The sequence below is a fragment of the Hwanghaeella sp. LZ110 genome (genome assembly GCF_048892525.1).
Lineage (GTDB): Bacteria > Pseudomonadota > Alphaproteobacteria > UBA8366 > Aestuariispiraceae > Pacificispira.
On the sequence record NZ_JBLZHT010000001.1, the window covers coordinates 157,174 to 173,300 of the forward strand.

Sequence of the window (16,127 nt, forward strand, 5' to 3'; positions counted from 1 at the left end):
GGTTTTTAGCAAGGGCGATCTGACTGTTAAGGCTAGGCCGCTTGTCCCGGCATCCTATATCAGGCCGTTCAGCCGCGCGAGCTCCAGATAGACAGCACTTTGATCCTTGTCGCCATCGCCGTGGCTGACCGTGTCCTCATACAGACCAGTCGTCAGTTCAGAGACGGGTAAGGTCGCGTTGATTGTCTCTGCAAAGGCCATTGCGGTGCGCAGGTCCTTCAATTGATAGCGGGAAAGGCCGCCGGGCTTCCAGTTGCCAACACACATCCGCTCCCCATGTTGTTGCAGGATCGTTGAATCCGCAAATCCGCCCAATAAAGCTGCACGGACAGCGGCAGGATCGGCCCCCCCCATTTTCGCGAAGATCAATGCCTCTGCAACAGTGGCCAATGTATTCCCAACGATGATCTGGTTTGCCAGTTTGGCCAATTGTCCGGTGCCCGCGGGTCCGATGCGGGTGGGGCGACCCATTGCCTTGAAGGCTGGGACAAGGGCATCAAAAGCAGTTTGTTCGCCGCCCGCCATGATGGCCAAAGTGCCGTCTGTTGCCCCCTTTTCCCCCCCTGATACCGGGGCATCCAGATATCCAATCCCGCACGCTGTGGCTTTTTCTGCCTGATCCCGCGCGGTTTCGACAGGAATGGATGACATAACCACCAGATTGGCGCCAATCTTCATCGCAGGCAGCACCGGCGCGCCATGATCCCCCGTTTCATACAGGACATGATCGCATGTTGGGCCGTCGCTCAGCATGATGATTACGGCATCGCAATCCTGTGCAACCTCTGCGGCGGTTGGGGCGGTCTCCACGCCAAATTCCAGCAAGGCCTGAGTTTTTGATGAAGACCGATTCCACGCCCTGACCTTAAAGCCAGCACGGGCCAGGTTCTTCGCCATGGGCGCACCCATAATGCCGGTGCCGATAAAGCCGATAATACCGCCGTCTTTCATTTTACGCGCTTCCTTTGATTTGTTTTCATCTTAAGTGATTATCGGGACTGTGCCGTTTGACAAAGGGTTTTTCCAGATCAAACCGAAGCCTTGGATAAAAACATCGCACAGAGCTTGCCGACCCACCCCCGAGGCGCATAGGGTTTGTCACATTTCGTTTCAGTACAAGGATCACATCAGATGAGTGTTACCGGACAATGCACGATGCGTCATGGCGGGCGCATTCTGGCGGATCAATTGCGTGCACAGGGGTGCCGGCGGGTGTTTCTGGTGCCGGGGGAAAGCTATCTGGCGGTCCTGGATGGCTTGTATGATGTGCCGGAGATTGAACCGGTTGTGTGCCGCCAGGAAGGCGGTGCGGCCATGATGGCAGATGCCCATGGGAAACTGACGGGGGAGCCCGGCGTCTGTTTCGTCACCCGTGGCCCCGGCGCGACAAACGCCTCTGCCGGGGTGCATATCGCCTATCAGGATTCCACGCCCATGATTCTGTTTATCGGTCAGGTTGGCAGCGACATGGTGGATCGGGAAGCCTTCCAGGAAGTGGATTATCGCCAGATGTTTGCGCCCCTGGCAAAATGGGCGGCCCAGATTGATCGGGTGGATCGTATTCCCGAATATGTCAGTCAGGCCTATCATATCGCCCAATCTGGGCGTCCGGGCCCTGTCGTTCTGGCCCTGCCGGAAGATATGCTGCGGGAATCGGTGGTTGTGAAAGATGCTGTGCGGGCAAATCCTGCCAAGGCGCGACCAGGTCAGGATGATATGTCGCAATTGGCACATCTGCTGAAAATGGCGGAGCGACCGATCATGATGGTGGGAGGCCCCGGTTGGTCCAATCAGGTCCGCCAACAGGTAGAGGCTTTTTGTGATCGTGCGGCACTGCCGGTTTGCAGCTCTTTCCGCACACAGGATTACATCGACAATCGCCATCCCAGTTATGTTGGGCACAGCGGTATAGGCCCCATTCCCAGCCTGAAGTCAGCGATTGAAGATGCGGATCTTCTGATTGTTGTTGGGGCGCGTTTAGGGGAAATGACGACCAGCGGCTATAGTCTGGTTGAAAGTCCGAATCCAAAGCAGACCCTTGTTCATATCCATCCCAGCGCGTCGGAAATCGGGCGGGTCTATCGCCCGGAACTAGCCATCGTATCGACCGCACAGGGTTTTGCCGAAGCCCTGTCACAGGTTGATGTTGCACCCATGAAACGGGATCAAGACCGTGTTGGCAAATTGCATGAAGCGTATTTAAGCAGCCTGACACCCATCGAAACGCCAGGGGACGTGAAGATGGAAGAGGTCGTCAAACATGTCGATGCGTCCACAGATGATCGCGCGATTATCTGCAATGGGGCGGGCAATTATGCAGGCTGGGTGCATCGCTATTATCAGTTCCGGTCCTTCCGGACGCAGTTGGCACCCACATCCGGTTCCATGGGCTATGGACTGCCTGCGGCCGTGGCGGCAAAGCTGGATGCACCGGATCAGGAGGTGATCTGTTTTGCCGGGGACGGCTGTTTCATGATGCATGGCCAGGAACTGGCGACAGCAATGAAGCACAATCTGGATATCACGATCATCGTTTCCAACAATAGCACCTATGGAACCATTCGCATGCATCAGGAGCGGGATTATCCCCGGCGTGTGTCTGGGACCGATCTCAGCAATCCGAATTTTGCGAAATTGGCGGAAGCCTATGGTGCCTGGGGCACAAGGGTTGAGCGGACGGCTGATTTCCCAGCCGCCTTTGCAGCGGCGCGCGCATATAAGGGGCCGGCATTGATCGAATTGATGACATCGCCTGAAGCGATCTCCTTTGGCACGACGATAACAAAATTGCGCGGCGGTGCGTGATGCCGGACGTTGTAATCGTTGGTGGGGGCGTGATTGGCAGTGCAATAGCGTATTTTCTTGCACTGGACCCTGATTTTCAAGGCACCGTGACGGTGTTCGAGCGGGATCCCAGCTATGAATTTTCCACATCTGCCCGGTCTGTCGCATCGATCCGTCAGCAATTTTCAACACCGGAGAACATCGCCATCTCCCGCTATGGCTATGATTTCCTAACCCAGGTTGGCTATCATTTGGGGATTGAGGGCGACGCCCCTGACATCCAGTTTCATGAAGGCCGGTATTTGTTTCTAGGCGATGAGTCTCAGCAGGGGGCTTTTGACAAAATTCTGACCATTCAGCGTGACAGTGGCGCTGAAGTGGATCGATTTGTCGGGCCCGATGCCATTGCAAAGAAGTTTCCCTGGTTGAACGCTCAGGATCTGGTCGTTGCCCATGTCGGTTTGTCGCGAGAGGGATGGTTCGACGGCTATGCCTTGACCCGCGCCTTTCGGAAAAAGGCCATTTCAATGGGGGTCGTATATCGCGAGGCGGAAGTCACAGGGTTTAAGCGTGAAGGCGGACGCCTGACTGCGGCGGTTACAAACATGGGGGAAGTTGTGCCCGCCGGTGCCTTTGTAAATGCAGCCGGAGGCCGAGCCCGATGGGTGGCGGACATGGCAGGGATTGCGGACCTTCCGGTCTCTCCCCGCAAGCGCTGTGTTTTCTACTGTGAAAGCCGCGATCCAGTGCCGCAAGACCTGTTGGTGATTGATAGTTCGGGCACGTATTTTCGGGCAGAAGGGAAGGGGTTCCTGTGCGGTCGCTCCCCAAATCCCGGGGAAGAGGATCCAGAGAACACCGACTTTGATGTCGCCTATGATCAGTTTGAAGAATATCTGTGGCCCACATTGGCGCATCGGGTGCCCGCCTTTGAGGCCATCCGGCAGGTTTCTGCCTGGGGCTGTCATTATGCGATGTGCTTGCTGGATGCCAATTCCATTCTAGGGCCCCATCCAGACCTTACGAATTTCTATTTTGCTAATGGGTTCAGCGGGCATGGCATGCAGCAATCCCCTGCGGTCGGGCGTGGAATTGCGGAAATGATAACCCATGGAGCATATCGCAGCATCGATTTATCCGTTTTTGGATATGAACGCATTGCGGCAGGGCGGCCGCTGGAAGAAACAGAGGTAATATAGATCATGGAAGTCCTAAATATTGAATTGTTCAGTGCGTTTCTGCTTGCTTCGGCACTTCTGGTTCTGATGCCCGGGCCCGTCGTGACCCTGGTTATTGCCAATAGCCTGAAGCATGGTACCCGCTATGGTATCAGCACCAGCCTGGGGGCGAATTTCGGGACCGCGATATTGCTGATAGCGGGCGCGATCGGTCTTACCGCCGCCCTGACACTGATGTCGGAACTGTTCGATATTGTGCGATGGGTGGGTGCTGCCTATCTGATTTACCTGGGTATCAAGGAATGGCGATCCTCAGCGGCGGTTTTGCAGGATGCCAAGGCGAACCGGCGGAAATCGTTCAAGCGGACGTTCATACATGGTTTCCTGACCGGGTTGACCAATCCCAAAACCATCGTGTTTTACATCGCCTTCTTTCCGCAATTCATCGACGCTGGATTGCCGCCAGCCCCACAGGTTGTGATCATGACGGCAAGCTTTATTGGCGTGGCCATTTTGTTGGACGGTAGTTATGCCCTGATGTCCGGGCGTATTCGACCCTATCTGATGGATGCGAAACGGGCCGTGCTGCGCGCCCGCATCACGGGGACTTTATTATTGGCGACGGGCATCGGGTTGGCCCTGGCCCGCCGTCCTGTATAAAGACCTTCGCATAGATGCTTCCCCCCAAGCGTTCTGCGCTGTACAGTGCCGATAGCGCATCGGATTGTTGGTGCGAAATGATCTTGTTTGGAGGGATGTTCACAATGATGCGCTTTTTGAAAACTGCTGCCTTGGTGACAGGTTTATTGGTTGGGTCCTTAACCTTTTCAGGGATTGCTGTGGCGCAATCATCGGACGACGGGGCGTCTTTGACCGCGCCTGGTCGGTATTTGACCATGCCGACGACTATTGATGGCAAACCTGGGACATTAATGGTCGATACGGCCTTTGGGCGCACCTGGATGCTGGTGAAATCCGACAAAGGGGCGATGGTTTGGCAGCGTGTGTTCATCGATAGTAAGTCGGAAGAAGTGCCTGAAGGCATGACCCGTCGCCCATCGCGGGTCAAACAATAGCGGCAGTGGATCGTTGATCCAGTCCGTGGGGAAGGGGGTGTAGGGTGCCCGAGTCGCTGGTGGATGAGTCGCTGGTGGATGCTCCAGACAGGTCCTTTATTGATTTTCCCTTTCAAGCGAGCGCCGGTCTGGCTGCACGCGCCCGCATTGGCGCCGTGGTTCTGGCCAGCGATCACACCGTAGAGCATGAATTCTGGGAGATGGTTGCCCAGCCCGGCGTGGCGGTCCATTTCACCCGTATTGCTAGTTCAGCCATCATAACGCCCACAACCCTGGCAGCGATGGAAGACACCATCGCCAGTCAGGCCGCGCTTATTTTGCCCGATGCGCAATTGGATGTGCTGGCCTATGCCTGCACGTCGGCCAGCATCGTGTTGGGTGAAGATCGGGTCTTCGGTCAAATCAAAAAGGGTCGTCCGGAAGCGCGACCCAATACTCCAATAACGGCTGCCTTTGCGGCATTCGACTCGTTGGATGTCTGCCGAATTGCTGTATTGACCCCCTATACGCGTGACGTAAACGAGCTTGTGCGTGGATATATAGAGGCACGGGGCTACACAGTTCCTGTCTTCGGGTCCTTCAATGAACCCGATGACAATATCGTAGCCTGCATCACGACAGACAGTCTGCGCCGGGCCGTCTTGGCTTTAGGCAAGCGCGACGATGTCGATTGCGTTTTTGTCTCCTGCACCAGCGTTCGATTGGCCGATGCTATTGCATCGCTGGAAGCGGAATTGGGCAAACCCGTCCTGTCATCCAATCAGGTTCTTGCCTGGCACAGCCTGAGGCTTGCCGGTATTCAGGATCAATTGGCGCAATGGGGACGGTTGTTTACACTATGACACTTGCATAATGCAGCTGTCCGGCTCAAAGTTGCACTGCAACATAAGGACCGCCCCCGAAACGAGGGGCGGCCAGCCATGCGGGAAAGGAGACGGCGATGTTTAAGACCATCGGCGTCATCGGTGCAGGTCAGATGGGTCATGGGATCGCCCATGTCTCTGCCTTAGCCGGTGCAAAAGTGCGCTTATTGGACATTTCACAGGATGCATTGTCCATCGCACTGGAGAAAATCAAGGAGTCCATGGACAAACAGGCACGGCGTGGCCTGATTGATGCGGCGGAAATCGCCCCGGCTCTTGCGCTTATTCAGACTGGCACAGACTATGGTATGCTGTCTGATTGCGAAATGGTGATTGAATCCGCCACAGAGAATGAAGAGGTCAAACGCGAGATACTGAAATCCGCGACGGCGGCAATGAGTGATCAGGCCTATCTGGCGACCAATACGTCTTCGATTTCCATCACGCGGTTGGCGGCGATTACCGATCGCCCGGATCGCTTCTGCGGCTGTCATTTCATGAATCCAGTTCCATCAGTGCCGCTGGTGGAACTGGTGCGGGGACTGGCGACAAAAGATGAAACTTTTGAAAAGTTTAAATCCTATGCAGAGGCCCTGGGCAAAACTGTTGCCGTATCAGAGGATTTTCCAGGCTTTATCGTCAACCGTATTTTACTGCCGATGATCAATGAGGCGATTTACACGCTGTATGAGGGGGTAGGCAGTGTAACCGCCATTGATACCGCCATGAAGCTGGGGACGCGCCATCCCCTTGGGCCATTGGAGCTTGCTGATTTCATCGGGCTGGATACGTGTTTTGCGATCCTGTCCGTGTTGCATGCGGATCTGGCGGATGCGAAATACCGCCCCTGTCCCCTGTTGGTCAAATATGTCGAGGCGGGCTGGTTGGGTGTCAAAACCGGGCGGGGTTTCTATGATTATGCGGAAGATATTCCCCGCCCGACACGTTGACCCTGACAAATGACAGGCCCGGTTAACAGCCCGATGCTTCAGCCCCATCGTGGCATGATGGTGCTGGTTGCGTTGATCGGACTGGCGGCAGTCAGTCACGGTGTTATCTTTGTGCGATTGGCGGGGGATGCGCCAGCCTTGCTGATTGCCGCGGCGCGGGTTGGAATTGCGACATTGGTTTTTCTGCCCTTTGCCTTGTATGGAATGCGTGGATCGGTCCGTGCCGTGCGGCCATCAGGCTTGGTGTTGATCGGTTTTTCTTTAGTGTCCGGCCTGTTTCTGGCCGTGCATTTCGCAAGCTGGATTGAATCTGTCCAACGCCTGACTATTGCTGAAAGCGCTTTGTTGGTCAGCCTGTCACCGATTTGGGTGGTCGTGGCTGAAACAGCACTTGGTCGCGGGCGACCGCCAAACGGGGTGCTGATCGGGATTCTGTTATGCCTTGTAGGATTGACCCTGATCGGGTGGGACGGGCTTAGAAATCCACAAGGGGATCCTGTCGGGTTGTGCCTTGCCACGCTGGGGGGCATGGCCATGGCGGGCTATCTGATGATTGGAAAACATGTCCGTCAGTATCTGGAAACCAGTCAATACGTGACGCTGTGTTATGGCAGTGCCGCTGTCACGCTGATCATCGCAGGCCTGGTTATGGGCGTTTCGGTGTCCGGTCTGGGGCAACAGGCATGGTTGGCGATTTTGGCATTAGGCCTTGTCAGCCAGGTGATCGGTCACACATCGTACAATCATTCCCTGGGTCGGGTTTCCCCCATTTTTGTAGCGATTTGCCTGTTGGGGGAGCCGATCATCGGCGGCTTTCTGGGATTGGTCTATTTTAACGAAGCAATCCCGGCAATGACCCTTTTGGGCGGCGTTCCAATCCTGGTGGGTCTGTGGTGTGCAATCCGCGCGGAGATGGGTAGAGTTGGTTAGAGAAAAACCTGCGCGAACGGATCTGTGTGCGACGACGTATTTGCTGAAAACACAAATGGTTAGAGCATTATGTGTGAGCGCTTGCGAGCACATAATGCTTTAGGCTGGTGGTATATCGGTTTGCGCTAATTGGAACTTTACCGTAACCGATGTGCCAATCCCTTTCTCGCTGGTCAACGTCACGACGCCACCATGCATCTGAACCAGAGATTCGACGATTGCCAGACCCAGACCTGTGCCGCCCGACGGGCGAATATAGGTTTCCGTCTCTTGATGAAAAGGTTGCATGACCCTGGCTAGGTGGGTTTCACCAATGCCAATTCCACGATCAGCAATTTCAATGGCGACCATGCCATTTTCCGTGGTGGCGCTAACGGTGATTGTGGAATGTTCGTAGGCGAATTTACAGGAATTGGTCAATAGATTCAGCAGGACCTGCCTGAAGGCAGTGCGATCAGCCCAAACCATCAGGTCTGGATCCAGCATATTGGCAATCGTCAGATTCCGGCGCTCCAAGGGTTGGTGAATCAGTTTTTCCAGCGATGTCAGTTCTTCTGACGCATTGATCGCCCGCATGGCTAGATCACGTTCGCCTGCTTCGATTTTGGAATAGTCCAGCAATTGATTGATCAGTTCCAGCAGGTGGCGACCGCTGTCATTGATATCCATTGCATATTCCTGATTGCGGTTCTGTTTAATCTGGCCGCTGCCAATCAGTTCTGAAAACCCGATGATGGCATTCAGGGGGGTGCGCAATTCGTGGCTCATATTTGCCAGAAATACGGATTTTGCGCGATTGGCGGCTTCTGCCTCCCGGGCCAGATGTTCGGCTTCTTCCTTGGATCGATACAGGCTTTGTTCCCGCTCTGCGACTGCTTCGGCAAAGTAGGCGGCGGCCTGTCCAATATCAGCGATTTCATCCTGACCATCCACAGGGATTGGCACGGACTGGCCACTAACCCGGGCGATCAGGGAGTCCCGCAGGGCATTCAGGCGCCGGACGATACGTTTGCGCACATAGAGCGACAGGATGATGACAGCCGCAATGCTTCCCCCCATCACGCCAAGTAAAATCAGCCATTTTGAATAAGCGATTTCCTTGAATGCCAGAGAGCTTTTAAGCGTATCTTCACGCAACACTAAGGTCAGGTCTGCAACAGAACCGACAAACCGGTTGGCAAGGAATATGTTTGAATTCAGCAATCCTTTGAGATTGGTTAACAATTCCAGCCGTTTGCGGACCAGACCAAAGATCCCCCTATCCCCTTCAATCAGCCACCGTGCCTCGCCTTCCAAGCCCCGCAGTCTCTCAATCATATCCTTTGTCAGATAAGGTTCGAATACCACCGATGCGTTTTGGGCGGTTGCCAGAAAACCGGCGGCCCTGTCGTTTGCCTGTTCCACAAGGACATCAGAATCAAAGGTGCGAACGGCCAGGACATTGATCAGTGCTGCTTCCATTGGTCGGTACCATTTCTGGTGCAATGTACCGTTCCCGGGCAATTCAGCATGCAGATCAATTGAACCCATCGCTAAGATCGCGTCATCCTGCGCCTCTTGCAGGCGGTCCATGATGGACCGTGCGGTGGCATAGGTTTCGATCAATCTGCCTTCAACCGTAATGCGTTCACTGACTGTTTTATCCAGTGTTTCCAGGTTTTGCACCAGCGCATCACGGCTTTGTCGGATACGATCAATCAACTGGGCGGCCGTTTCTGATACCCCAACCAGATTCTGTAAATCGTTCAAATAGGCGTCCAGAAGTTTGATCTGGTCGGTGATGCGATGATTTACCGCCTCTTTGCGCAGATGGGTTTCAACGGAACTGAGCGCGGGCGCCGTGGATGCGATGGCCTGCGCTGTCTGGCCAATACGGGACGCTGCAATCAGTTCCGGGACGGTTGTCGTTGCGATGTGGTCATAGCCGCGCCGCATGTCATCAAAACTGAGCACTGCCGTCAGCAAAGCCCCGCATGTCACCAATCCAAAAAGGGATATGGCGATGACCAGGCGAACTGAAATCAGGGACCACCGCATTTCTATCGGCTTTCAAAACAAGCGCGAAGGCTGGAATACATTTCCATTGAAATAGGGAAGTCAGAAAACAGTAAAGGGTTCACAGAAAACTGAGCATTGAACAAATTCGCGCGTTCCCCGCGTGTCAACGCCCCCCCGCACAGCATTCAATCTCTTTCTTTGTTCCCTGCGCCAAAGTACAATAATGCGCAGTATGGAGCCAATTTGTCCAACTTTAGCGCAGTGGTGGCGTGTATAAAAGACCACCATCTGACCAAAGGGCATTTAAACCTCTTTCAAGCCCCATGGAAGAGTTTTTGCCTAATGTGCGATCATAAATCTCGCTGTAAGAGCCAACCTGTTTCAATCCCTGATAGGCCCAATCCCGGGGCAGACCCAGTGAGTCGCCGATATCAGGCACAACACCCAGAAGGCGCTGAATTTCCGGTTCCGCGGAATTCAGAAAAGTATCGACGTTTTGCTGCGTGATGCCATTTTCTTCCGCCATCATGGTGGCATAAATCGTCCATTGCACGATGTCATACCATTGTGGATCATTTTCCCGAACGGCGGGTCCCAGAGGTTCTTTAGAAATGATGTCATGGAAAAGGACAAAACTGGAGGGATCAGCAGCCCGGTTCAAGCGCTGTGACACCAGCGCCACCCTGTCTTGTGTCATCAGATCGCATACCCGTGCAAAAAAAGCGTCATAAACACCTTCGACGGACTGGAATGTGATGATTTTCAGGTTCAAATTGTTCGTGGCAACCAGATCACGCAGATTTTCAATGGTGGTCGTTCCATCGCTGACACAGACGGAATAGGTTTTATCGCCAATAAGATCCGCAACAGAGTCTAAGCCGACGGATCGATGAGCAAGAAAGCCCTGGCCGTCATAAAACAGGGGATGTGTGAAGGCCAGTTTCAGGTCGATATCCCGTCCGGCGGTCCAGGTCGTATTGGCCATAAGGACATCGAACGCATCCGCATTAAGGGCCTCGAACCGCGTTACGTAGTTAACCTCAATATATTCTACAGCATCGGCATTCCCCAGAATAGCAGCTGCCATGAATCGACAGAAATCCGGGAAAAATCCTTGCCAGTGCCCTTGCAGGTCGATCTCTGAAAGCCCAACCCCACTGTTGACGACGCCACAGCGCAACAGACCCCTGTCTTGAACTGTTTCCAGTGTGTTGGCCGAAGCTTGAGTACCAAATGAAAGGGCAAAAAGAATGCCGATGATACTGCTAAAGCGCCAGACTGGCATAAACCCCCCACAGTTTTTTGCGCAAAAACCGCGCATTTGTAATGTTTTTGAACAGAGACTTTAATCAACTTCGTTAACGATAACAACTACTGTGAAAGCCGCAATTATTTGGTGTTCACAATATCGTTAGCAGCGAATCCGGCGAACAGAAAACGGGCGTTCGACCCTGTGGATCGAACGCCCGATTTGTTCTCAAGCCCCTTGGTCGAGGGAAGCACACCGGGTGGTGTGTCTCACCCTCGATTAGCCGATCCTGGTGAGGTTTTCACCTGAATGCGGCGGCTTGAAGGACGCGCGCGAGGCTCCGAATCGACAGTCAGGACGTCTGGCGTCGTCCCGGTGACGATGCTGCCACAGCCAAAGCCGTAGCGGCTTCACGGAGCCTCCGGAGAGCGAGGCCTCCCACGCGTCAGCGCAGTGTCGTGAACATCAATGACGATCCAGTGCGGCTTTTGGTCCGATCCGATGTCCTGGTCACCCTGGCAAAGCACCTGGTCTTCGGGTCATTCTACTCGCCGCCACGCCGGTCGCGTTTCCCAAGGGGGAGATGCGTCGCCCGCGCGGGTATCTGTCACAGAGACCACCGATCTTTCCGGATGCAAGAATGTCCCGGTTGCCCAAAACATCGCAAGCCCGTCCAGCCGACAGTCACCCCATTCGGCCCTTCATGAAACGCCATCCGCGAGAATGATGTTTCGAACCGTCTGGCGTTGTTGTGGTCAAAATCCCAAAGGGCCTTGAGCCACCCCTCCATCTCTTTATCTATGCTCTCACTGAACCAGAAGTTCAGTAACAAGAACAAAAATTAAAGACTGAAGTCACAACAACCGCGTTGATAAAATCTTGCGTTCGCATTACAACGAAGTCTACAAAAAAGTAATAACAATGTAAAAAAAGTTGTTGAGTGTATTTATACTTAATAACAATTTAATAACAATTTACTCACAGACTTATCCACAATTGTTTAATGCGGTTTTTTAACCGCCTGTTTTGTTTGGATTTTCTGTATAGCGCCGGGTCTATTTGAGGTGCCGTAATCCTGCTGCAATGCAAAACATTTTGACAGTTCGGGCTGAGACCTTACTGTGTGCGCAGCCGCTGAGGCGAGTAGTCAAAAAAGGTATCAAAGCATGACGACGGAAAATCGACCGCTATCTCCGCATTTGCAGATTTATCGTTGGCAGTGGACCATGGCCTATTCCATCCTTCATCGCGCGACGGGTATTGCGCTGGGGGTTGGGACGTTGCTTTTGGTCTGGTGGCTGGTGGCGCTGGCGACAGGGCCTGAAGCCTTCGGGAGTGCGCAAGCCGTTATGGGCAGCTTCTTTGGTCGACTGTTCTTGTTCGGCTGGACCTTTGCCTTGTTTTATCATCTTGCAAATGGTGTTCGACATCTGGTCTGGGATACAGGCCATGGATTTGATCTGGATGTGGCCCAAAGGACAGGACATGCCGTGCCCATCGTGGCGGCGTGCCTGACATTGGTAACATGGATCATTGGGTATTTCGCCATTTGACGCTGGTGGCGTAAGAGACAACAGGGGATATACAGATGAGTTTGAAGACACCGCTTGGCCAGGTGCGCGGACTGGGATCGGCCCGCAGTGGAACGCATCATTGGTGGATGCAGCGTGTGACAGCGGTGGCGCTGGTGCCGCTGACGCTGTGGTTTATCCTTTCAATGGTGGGGCATGCCGGGGCAGAGCATGGCGAAATGGCTAACTGGCTCGCTTCTCCCTTCAACGCCATTATGATGGTGTTGCTGATCGGTGCGACATTCCATCACCTGCAATTGGGTTTGCAAGTCGTCATAGAGGACTACATCCATGGCGAAGCCGCAAAAGTTGGTGTCATGCTGGTGGTCAAGCTGGCCTCTGTCGCGCTGGCGGTTGCTGCGGTGTTTGCGGTGCTGAAGGTGGCCTTTACCGCCTGATGCGCGGAAAACGCTGCTTGTTGAAAACACGGACTAACCCGAAAGAGGGATCCGAGAATGACTGAAGCCTATACCGTGATTGATCATTCCTATGACGTCGTCGTCGTGGGGGCTGGCGGCGCCGGGTTGCGTGCCACGTTTGGACTGGCAGAAAAAGGTCTGAAGACAGCCTGTGTCACCAAGGTGTTCCCGACCCGCTCTCATACCGTTGCAGCGCAGGGAGGGATTTCGGCAGCTCTGGGCAATATGGGCCCGGATGACTGGCGTTGGCACATGTATGACACTGTCAAAGGGTCTGACTGGTTAGGCGACCAGGACGCGATCGAATATATGGTGCGCGAAGCCGCGCCCGCGATTGTCGAACTGGAACATTATGGCGTGCCTTTCAGCCGCACCGAAGACGGCAAGATCTATCAGCGACCCTTTGGCGGCATGACAACGAAATTCGGAGAAGGTCCGGCGGCACAGCGCACTTGTGCCGCCGCCGACCGGACCGGACACGCGATGTTGCATACGCTGTATCAACAATCGCTGAAGCATGACGCGGAATTCTTTATCGAATATTTCGCCATCGACCTGATCATGGATGACGATGGCTCTTGCCGGGGCGTCCTCGCCTGGAACCTGGATGACGGGACGCTGCATCGCTTTAACGCAAAACAGACAGTGCTGGCGACCGGCGGTTACGGCCGCGTCTTCTTCTCAGCGACGTCTGCCCACACCTGCACAGGCGATGGCGGTGGCATGGTGCTGCGCGCCGGTCTGCCGCTGCAGGATTGCGAATTCGTTCAGTTCCACCCGACGGGCATTTACGGGGCGGGGTGTCTAATCACTGAAGGCGTGCGCGGGGAAGGCGGCTATCTGACCAATTCAGAGGGCGAGCGCTTTATGGAACGCTATGCGCCGTCTGCTAAGGATCTGGCCAGCCGGGATGTTGTCTCCCGCTCTATGACCATGGAAATCCGGGAAGGCCGGGGCGTTGGTGCGAAAAAGGATCATATCCACCTGCATCTGGAACATCTGTCCCCGGCGGTCATCCATGAGCGCCTGCCTGGCATTGAAGAAACCGCGAAAATTTTTGCCGGTGTCGATGTGACCAAGGAGCCGATTCCGGTTATCCCGACCTGCCATTATAATATGGGCGGCATTCAGACCAATTATCATGGTGAGGTTGTCACTCTGAAGGACGGGGATCCGAATTCTCCCGTTCCGGGTCTGATGGCGGCGGGGGAAGCGGCATGCGTATCCGTTCATGGGGCAAACCGCTTGGGATCCAATTCCTTGCTGGACCTGGTCGTGTTTGGGCGTTCTGTCGCCAATCGATGCGCAGAAACCGTGGATCCGACGGAAAAGACGCGGCCTTTGACTAAGGATGCGACTGATGCGGCAATTGATCGTTTTGATCGGCTGCGTCATGCCAAAGGATCGACCACGACTGCGGCACTTCGCGGGCGTATGCAGCATGTTATGCAGAATAACTGTGCTGTGTTCCGCACCGGCGAAGTCCTGCAGGAAGGCATTGATGAATTGAAGAAGATCTGGGCCGATAAGGACGATATCTCTGTTTCTGATCGCGGCATGGTCTGGAATTCCGATCTGGTGGAAACACTGGAATTTGAAAACCTGATCGGCCAGGCCATGGTCACTATTGTTGGCGCGGAAAACCGCAAGGAAAGCCGCGGCGCGCAAGCCCGGGAGGATTATTCCGAGCGGAACGACAAGGAATGGATGAAACACACCCTGGCCTGGCTGAATGAGGACGGAACGGTGAAACTGGATTATCGCCCCGTTACGATGAGCCCGATGACCAATGATGTTCAGGCCATCCCGCCCAAGGCCCGCGTTTATTAAGAGCATTCGTGAAACGAGGATTATAGGTTATGGCTGAATTCGCACTGCCTGCTAATTCAAAGATTGGTAAAGGGGCATCCTGGCCGGTTAAATCCGGTGGGAAGAATGTCCGGAAGTTCAATATCTATCGCTGGAACCCGGATGATGGGAAGACGCCCCAGGTCGACACCTATGAGGTGGATCTGGATGAATGTGGCCCAATGGTTCTGGATGCGCTGATCAAGATTAAGAATGAGGTGGACCAGACCCTGACTTTCCGTCGCTCCTGTCGTGAGGGAATTTGCGGGTCCTGTGCGATGAATATTGACGGCACCAACACGCTGGCCTGTACCAAGTTCATCGATGATGTGAAGGACGAGGTGAACATCTATCCACTGCCCCATATGAAGGTGGTCAAGGATCTGGTGCCAGACCTGAATAATGCTTATGCCCAGTTGGCTTCTGTTGAGCCATGGCTGAAATCCAAAACACCGCCCCCGCCTGACAAGGAGCGGCTGCAGACACCCGAAGACCGGCGCAAGCTGGACGGGCTGTACGAATGCATTCTGTGCTTTTCCTGCGCCACGTCCTGCCCAAGCTATTGGTGGAACAGCGAGCGTTATCTGGGCCCCGCTGTTCTGTTGCAGGCCTATCGTTGGCTTGTCGATAGTCGGGATGAGGCGACTGGTGAAAGACTGGATAATCTGGAAGATCCCTTCCGGCTGTATCGCTGTCACACCATTATGAATTGTTCCAAGACCTGCCCGAAAGGTCTGAACCCGGCCAAGGCAATTGCGGAAATCAAGAAGATGATGATCGCGCGGCAAGGGTGATGGGGTAGACGAACAGGTTTGTATAATAAGAAACGGAGCCTTCAGGCTCCGTTTTTTGTGACTTTAAAAGGCAATGCATAGAAAAGCCTGCCGCTGTTGAATTCTTACTGAGGCCCACCTGCCGCTGGCGCAATATTGATGACGTCGTCAGCGTTTGGTTCCTGCGCAACCTGTTGGCCTGGTGTTGTGGTCGCAACCAGCACGGCGGCAGATGCAATCAGGATGGCAAAAGCGGCAATGATCCATTTGCTGGATCGTAAACATGTTTTTTCGGTAATACCTGTTCGGGTCCAAGGGCTGGTCGTCGGATGGGAGTGAGACTTGGCATGTTGCGGATGGAATCCGAAGTCACTGCGGTTTATGCCACAGTCCTTTAATGCCTGGCCAAGCTCCCTCCTTGGCCTTTCCAGATAGGGACTCGTCATGCTGGATATGATCCTTAAAGCGCGCGATTATAGTTTGTCATA

15 protein-coding genes are annotated in these 16,127 nt (G+C 54.2%); 11 read left to right on the plus strand and 4 right to left on the minus strand.

What is annotated here, in order from left to right; genetic code table 11:
• Positions 1-54: 54 nt before the first annotated feature.
• On the minus strand, positions 55-951 hold the full coding sequence (locus tag ACOSDM_RS00710; RefSeq protein ID WP_420722545.1) for an NAD(P)-dependent oxidoreductase: 897 nt from the start codon (positions 949-951) through the stop codon (positions 55-57).
• A 180-nt stretch (positions 952-1,131) separates the two neighbouring features.
• Here ACOSDM_RS00710 and ACOSDM_RS00715 point away from each other — a divergent pair, with 180 nt between their 5' ends.
• The 7 genes from ACOSDM_RS00715 (at position 1,132) to ACOSDM_RS00745 (ending at position 7,781) form a co-directional block, all read left to right on the plus strand.
• The gene (locus tag ACOSDM_RS00715; protein ID WP_420722546.1) at positions 1,132-2,805 is read left to right on the plus strand and encodes a thiamine pyrophosphate-binding protein; all 1,674 of its coding nucleotides are present in this window, start codon (positions 1,132-1,134) and stop codon (positions 2,803-2,805) included.
• Positions 2,805-3,983 (plus strand): NAD(P)/FAD-dependent oxidoreductase, encoded by a 1,179-nt coding sequence (locus ACOSDM_RS00720; RefSeq protein ID WP_420722547.1) that lies wholly within the window; start codon positions 2,805-2,807, stop codon positions 3,981-3,983. The genes ACOSDM_RS00715 and ACOSDM_RS00720 overlap by 1 nt, the downstream gene beginning before the upstream one ends.
• Before the next feature lie 3 nt (positions 3,984-3,986).
• Positions 3,987-4,622, plus strand: coding sequence for a LysE family translocator (locus ACOSDM_RS00725; protein ID WP_420722548.1), 636 nt, complete (start codon positions 3,987-3,989; stop codon positions 4,620-4,622).
• A gap of 104 nt (positions 4,623-4,726) precedes the next feature.
• On the plus strand, positions 4,727-5,038 hold the full coding sequence (locus tag ACOSDM_RS00730; RefSeq protein ID WP_420722549.1) for a hypothetical protein: 312 nt from the start codon (positions 4,727-4,729) through the stop codon (positions 5,036-5,038).
• A gap of 44 nt (positions 5,039-5,082) precedes the next feature.
• Entirely contained in the window at positions 5,083-5,880 is a 798-nt protein-coding gene (locus tag ACOSDM_RS00735) for a maleate cis-trans isomerase family protein (protein ID WP_420722550.1), read from the plus strand.
• A 98-nt stretch (positions 5,881-5,978) separates the two neighbouring features.
• A complete protein-coding gene (locus ACOSDM_RS00740) occupies positions 5,979-6,851 on the plus strand; it encodes a 3-hydroxybutyryl-CoA dehydrogenase (protein ID WP_420722551.1) in 873 nt (290 codons plus the stop codon).
• Positions 6,852-6,860: 9 nt separating this feature from the next.
• Entirely contained in the window at positions 6,861-7,781 is a 921-nt protein-coding gene (locus ACOSDM_RS00745; RefSeq protein WP_420722552.1) for a DMT family transporter, read from the plus strand.
• A gap of 99 nt (positions 7,782-7,880) precedes the next feature.
• On the opposite strand, the gene ACOSDM_RS00750 is transcribed toward ACOSDM_RS00745, so the two are convergent.
• Together ACOSDM_RS00750 and ACOSDM_RS00755 are read right to left on the minus strand one after the other, a co-directional pair.
• Positions 7,881-9,818, minus strand: coding sequence for an ATP-binding protein (locus tag ACOSDM_RS00750; protein WP_420722553.1), 1,938 nt, complete (start codon positions 9,816-9,818; stop codon positions 7,881-7,883).
• Positions 9,819-10,032: 214 nt separating this feature from the next.
• Complete coding sequence (locus ACOSDM_RS00755) at positions 10,033-11,064, minus strand: amino acid ABC transporter substrate-binding protein (RefSeq protein WP_420722554.1); 1,032 nt, start codon at positions 11,062-11,064, stop codon at positions 10,033-10,035.
• Between the two features lie 1,130 nt (positions 11,065-12,194).
• Between ACOSDM_RS00755 and sdhC the strand changes: the two genes are divergently transcribed.
• From sdhC to ACOSDM_RS00775, 4 genes are read left to right on the plus strand one after another with little or no spacing between them, the layout of a single operon-like run.
• Positions 12,195-12,581, plus strand: coding sequence for a succinate dehydrogenase, cytochrome b556 subunit (gene sdhC / locus ACOSDM_RS00760; RefSeq protein ID WP_420722555.1), 387 nt, complete (start codon positions 12,195-12,197; stop codon positions 12,579-12,581).
• 35 nt (positions 12,582-12,616) lie between these two features.
• The gene (sdhD, locus tag ACOSDM_RS00765; protein ID WP_420722556.1) at positions 12,617-12,997 is read left to right on the plus strand and encodes a succinate dehydrogenase, hydrophobic membrane anchor protein; all 381 of its coding nucleotides are present in this window, start codon (positions 12,617-12,619) and stop codon (positions 12,995-12,997) included.
• Positions 12,998-13,054: 57 nt separating this feature from the next.
• On the plus strand, positions 13,055-14,848 hold the full coding sequence (gene sdhA, locus ACOSDM_RS00770; RefSeq protein ID WP_420722557.1) for a succinate dehydrogenase flavoprotein subunit: 1,794 nt from the start codon (positions 13,055-13,057) through the stop codon (positions 14,846-14,848).
• Between the two features lie 29 nt (positions 14,849-14,877).
• The gene (locus tag ACOSDM_RS00775) at positions 14,878-15,660 is read left to right on the plus strand and encodes a succinate dehydrogenase iron-sulfur subunit (RefSeq protein ID WP_420722558.1); all 783 of its coding nucleotides are present in this window, start codon (positions 14,878-14,880) and stop codon (positions 15,658-15,660) included.
• Between the two features lie 104 nt (positions 15,661-15,764).
• Here ACOSDM_RS00775 and ACOSDM_RS00780 read toward each other — a convergent pair whose 3' ends face one another.
• The gene (locus ACOSDM_RS00780) at positions 15,765-16,085 is read right to left on the minus strand and encodes a hypothetical protein (RefSeq protein ID WP_420722559.1); all 321 of its coding nucleotides are present in this window, start codon (positions 16,083-16,085) and stop codon (positions 15,765-15,767) included.
• Between the last annotated feature and the right edge of the window lie 42 nt (positions 16,086-16,127).

Excerpts from the sequence above, each read along its gene's own strand:
- ACOSDM_RS00710 (WP_420722545.1), bottom strand. The coding sequence starts at position 951 with ATGAAAGACGGCGGTATTATCGGCTTTATCGGCACCGGCATTATGGGT.
- ACOSDM_RS00715 (WP_420722546.1), top strand. The coding sequence starts at position 1,132 with ATGAGTGTTACCGGACAATGCACGATGCGTCATGGCGGGCGCATTCTG.
- ACOSDM_RS00720 (WP_420722547.1), top strand. The coding sequence starts at position 2,805 with ATGCCGGACGTTGTAATCGTTGGTGGGGGCGTGATTGGCAGTGCAATA.
- ACOSDM_RS00725 (WP_420722548.1), top strand. The coding sequence starts at position 3,987 with ATGGAAGTCCTAAATATTGAATTGTTCAGTGCGTTTCTGCTTGCTTCG.
- ACOSDM_RS00730 (WP_420722549.1), top strand. The coding sequence starts at position 4,727 with ATGATGCGCTTTTTGAAAACTGCTGCCTTGGTGACAGGTTTATTGGTT.
- ACOSDM_RS00740 (WP_420722551.1), top strand. The coding sequence starts at position 5,979 with ATGTTTAAGACCATCGGCGTCATCGGTGCAGGTCAGATGGGTCATGGG.
- ACOSDM_RS00745 (WP_420722552.1), top strand. The coding sequence starts at position 6,861 with ATGACAGGCCCGGTTAACAGCCCGATGCTTCAGCCCCATCGTGGCATG.
- ACOSDM_RS00750 (WP_420722553.1), bottom strand. The coding sequence starts at position 9,818 with ATGCGGTGGTCCCTGATTTCAGTTCGCCTGGTCATCGCCATATCCCTT.
- ACOSDM_RS00755 (WP_420722554.1), bottom strand. The coding sequence starts at position 11,064 with ATGCCAGTCTGGCGCTTTAGCAGTATCATCGGCATTCTTTTTGCCCTT.
- sdhC (WP_420722555.1), top strand. The coding sequence starts at position 12,195 with ATGACGACGGAAAATCGACCGCTATCTCCGCATTTGCAGATTTATCGT.
- sdhD (WP_420722556.1), top strand. The coding sequence starts at position 12,617 with ATGAGTTTGAAGACACCGCTTGGCCAGGTGCGCGGACTGGGATCGGCC.
- sdhA (WP_420722557.1), top strand. The coding sequence starts at position 13,055 with ATGACTGAAGCCTATACCGTGATTGATCATTCCTATGACGTCGTCGTC.
- ACOSDM_RS00775 (WP_420722558.1), top strand. The coding sequence starts at position 14,878 with ATGGCTGAATTCGCACTGCCTGCTAATTCAAAGATTGGTAAAGGGGCA.
- ACOSDM_RS00780 (WP_420722559.1), bottom strand. The coding sequence starts at position 16,085 with ATGACGAGTCCCTATCTGGAAAGGCCAAGGAGGGAGCTTGGCCAGGCA.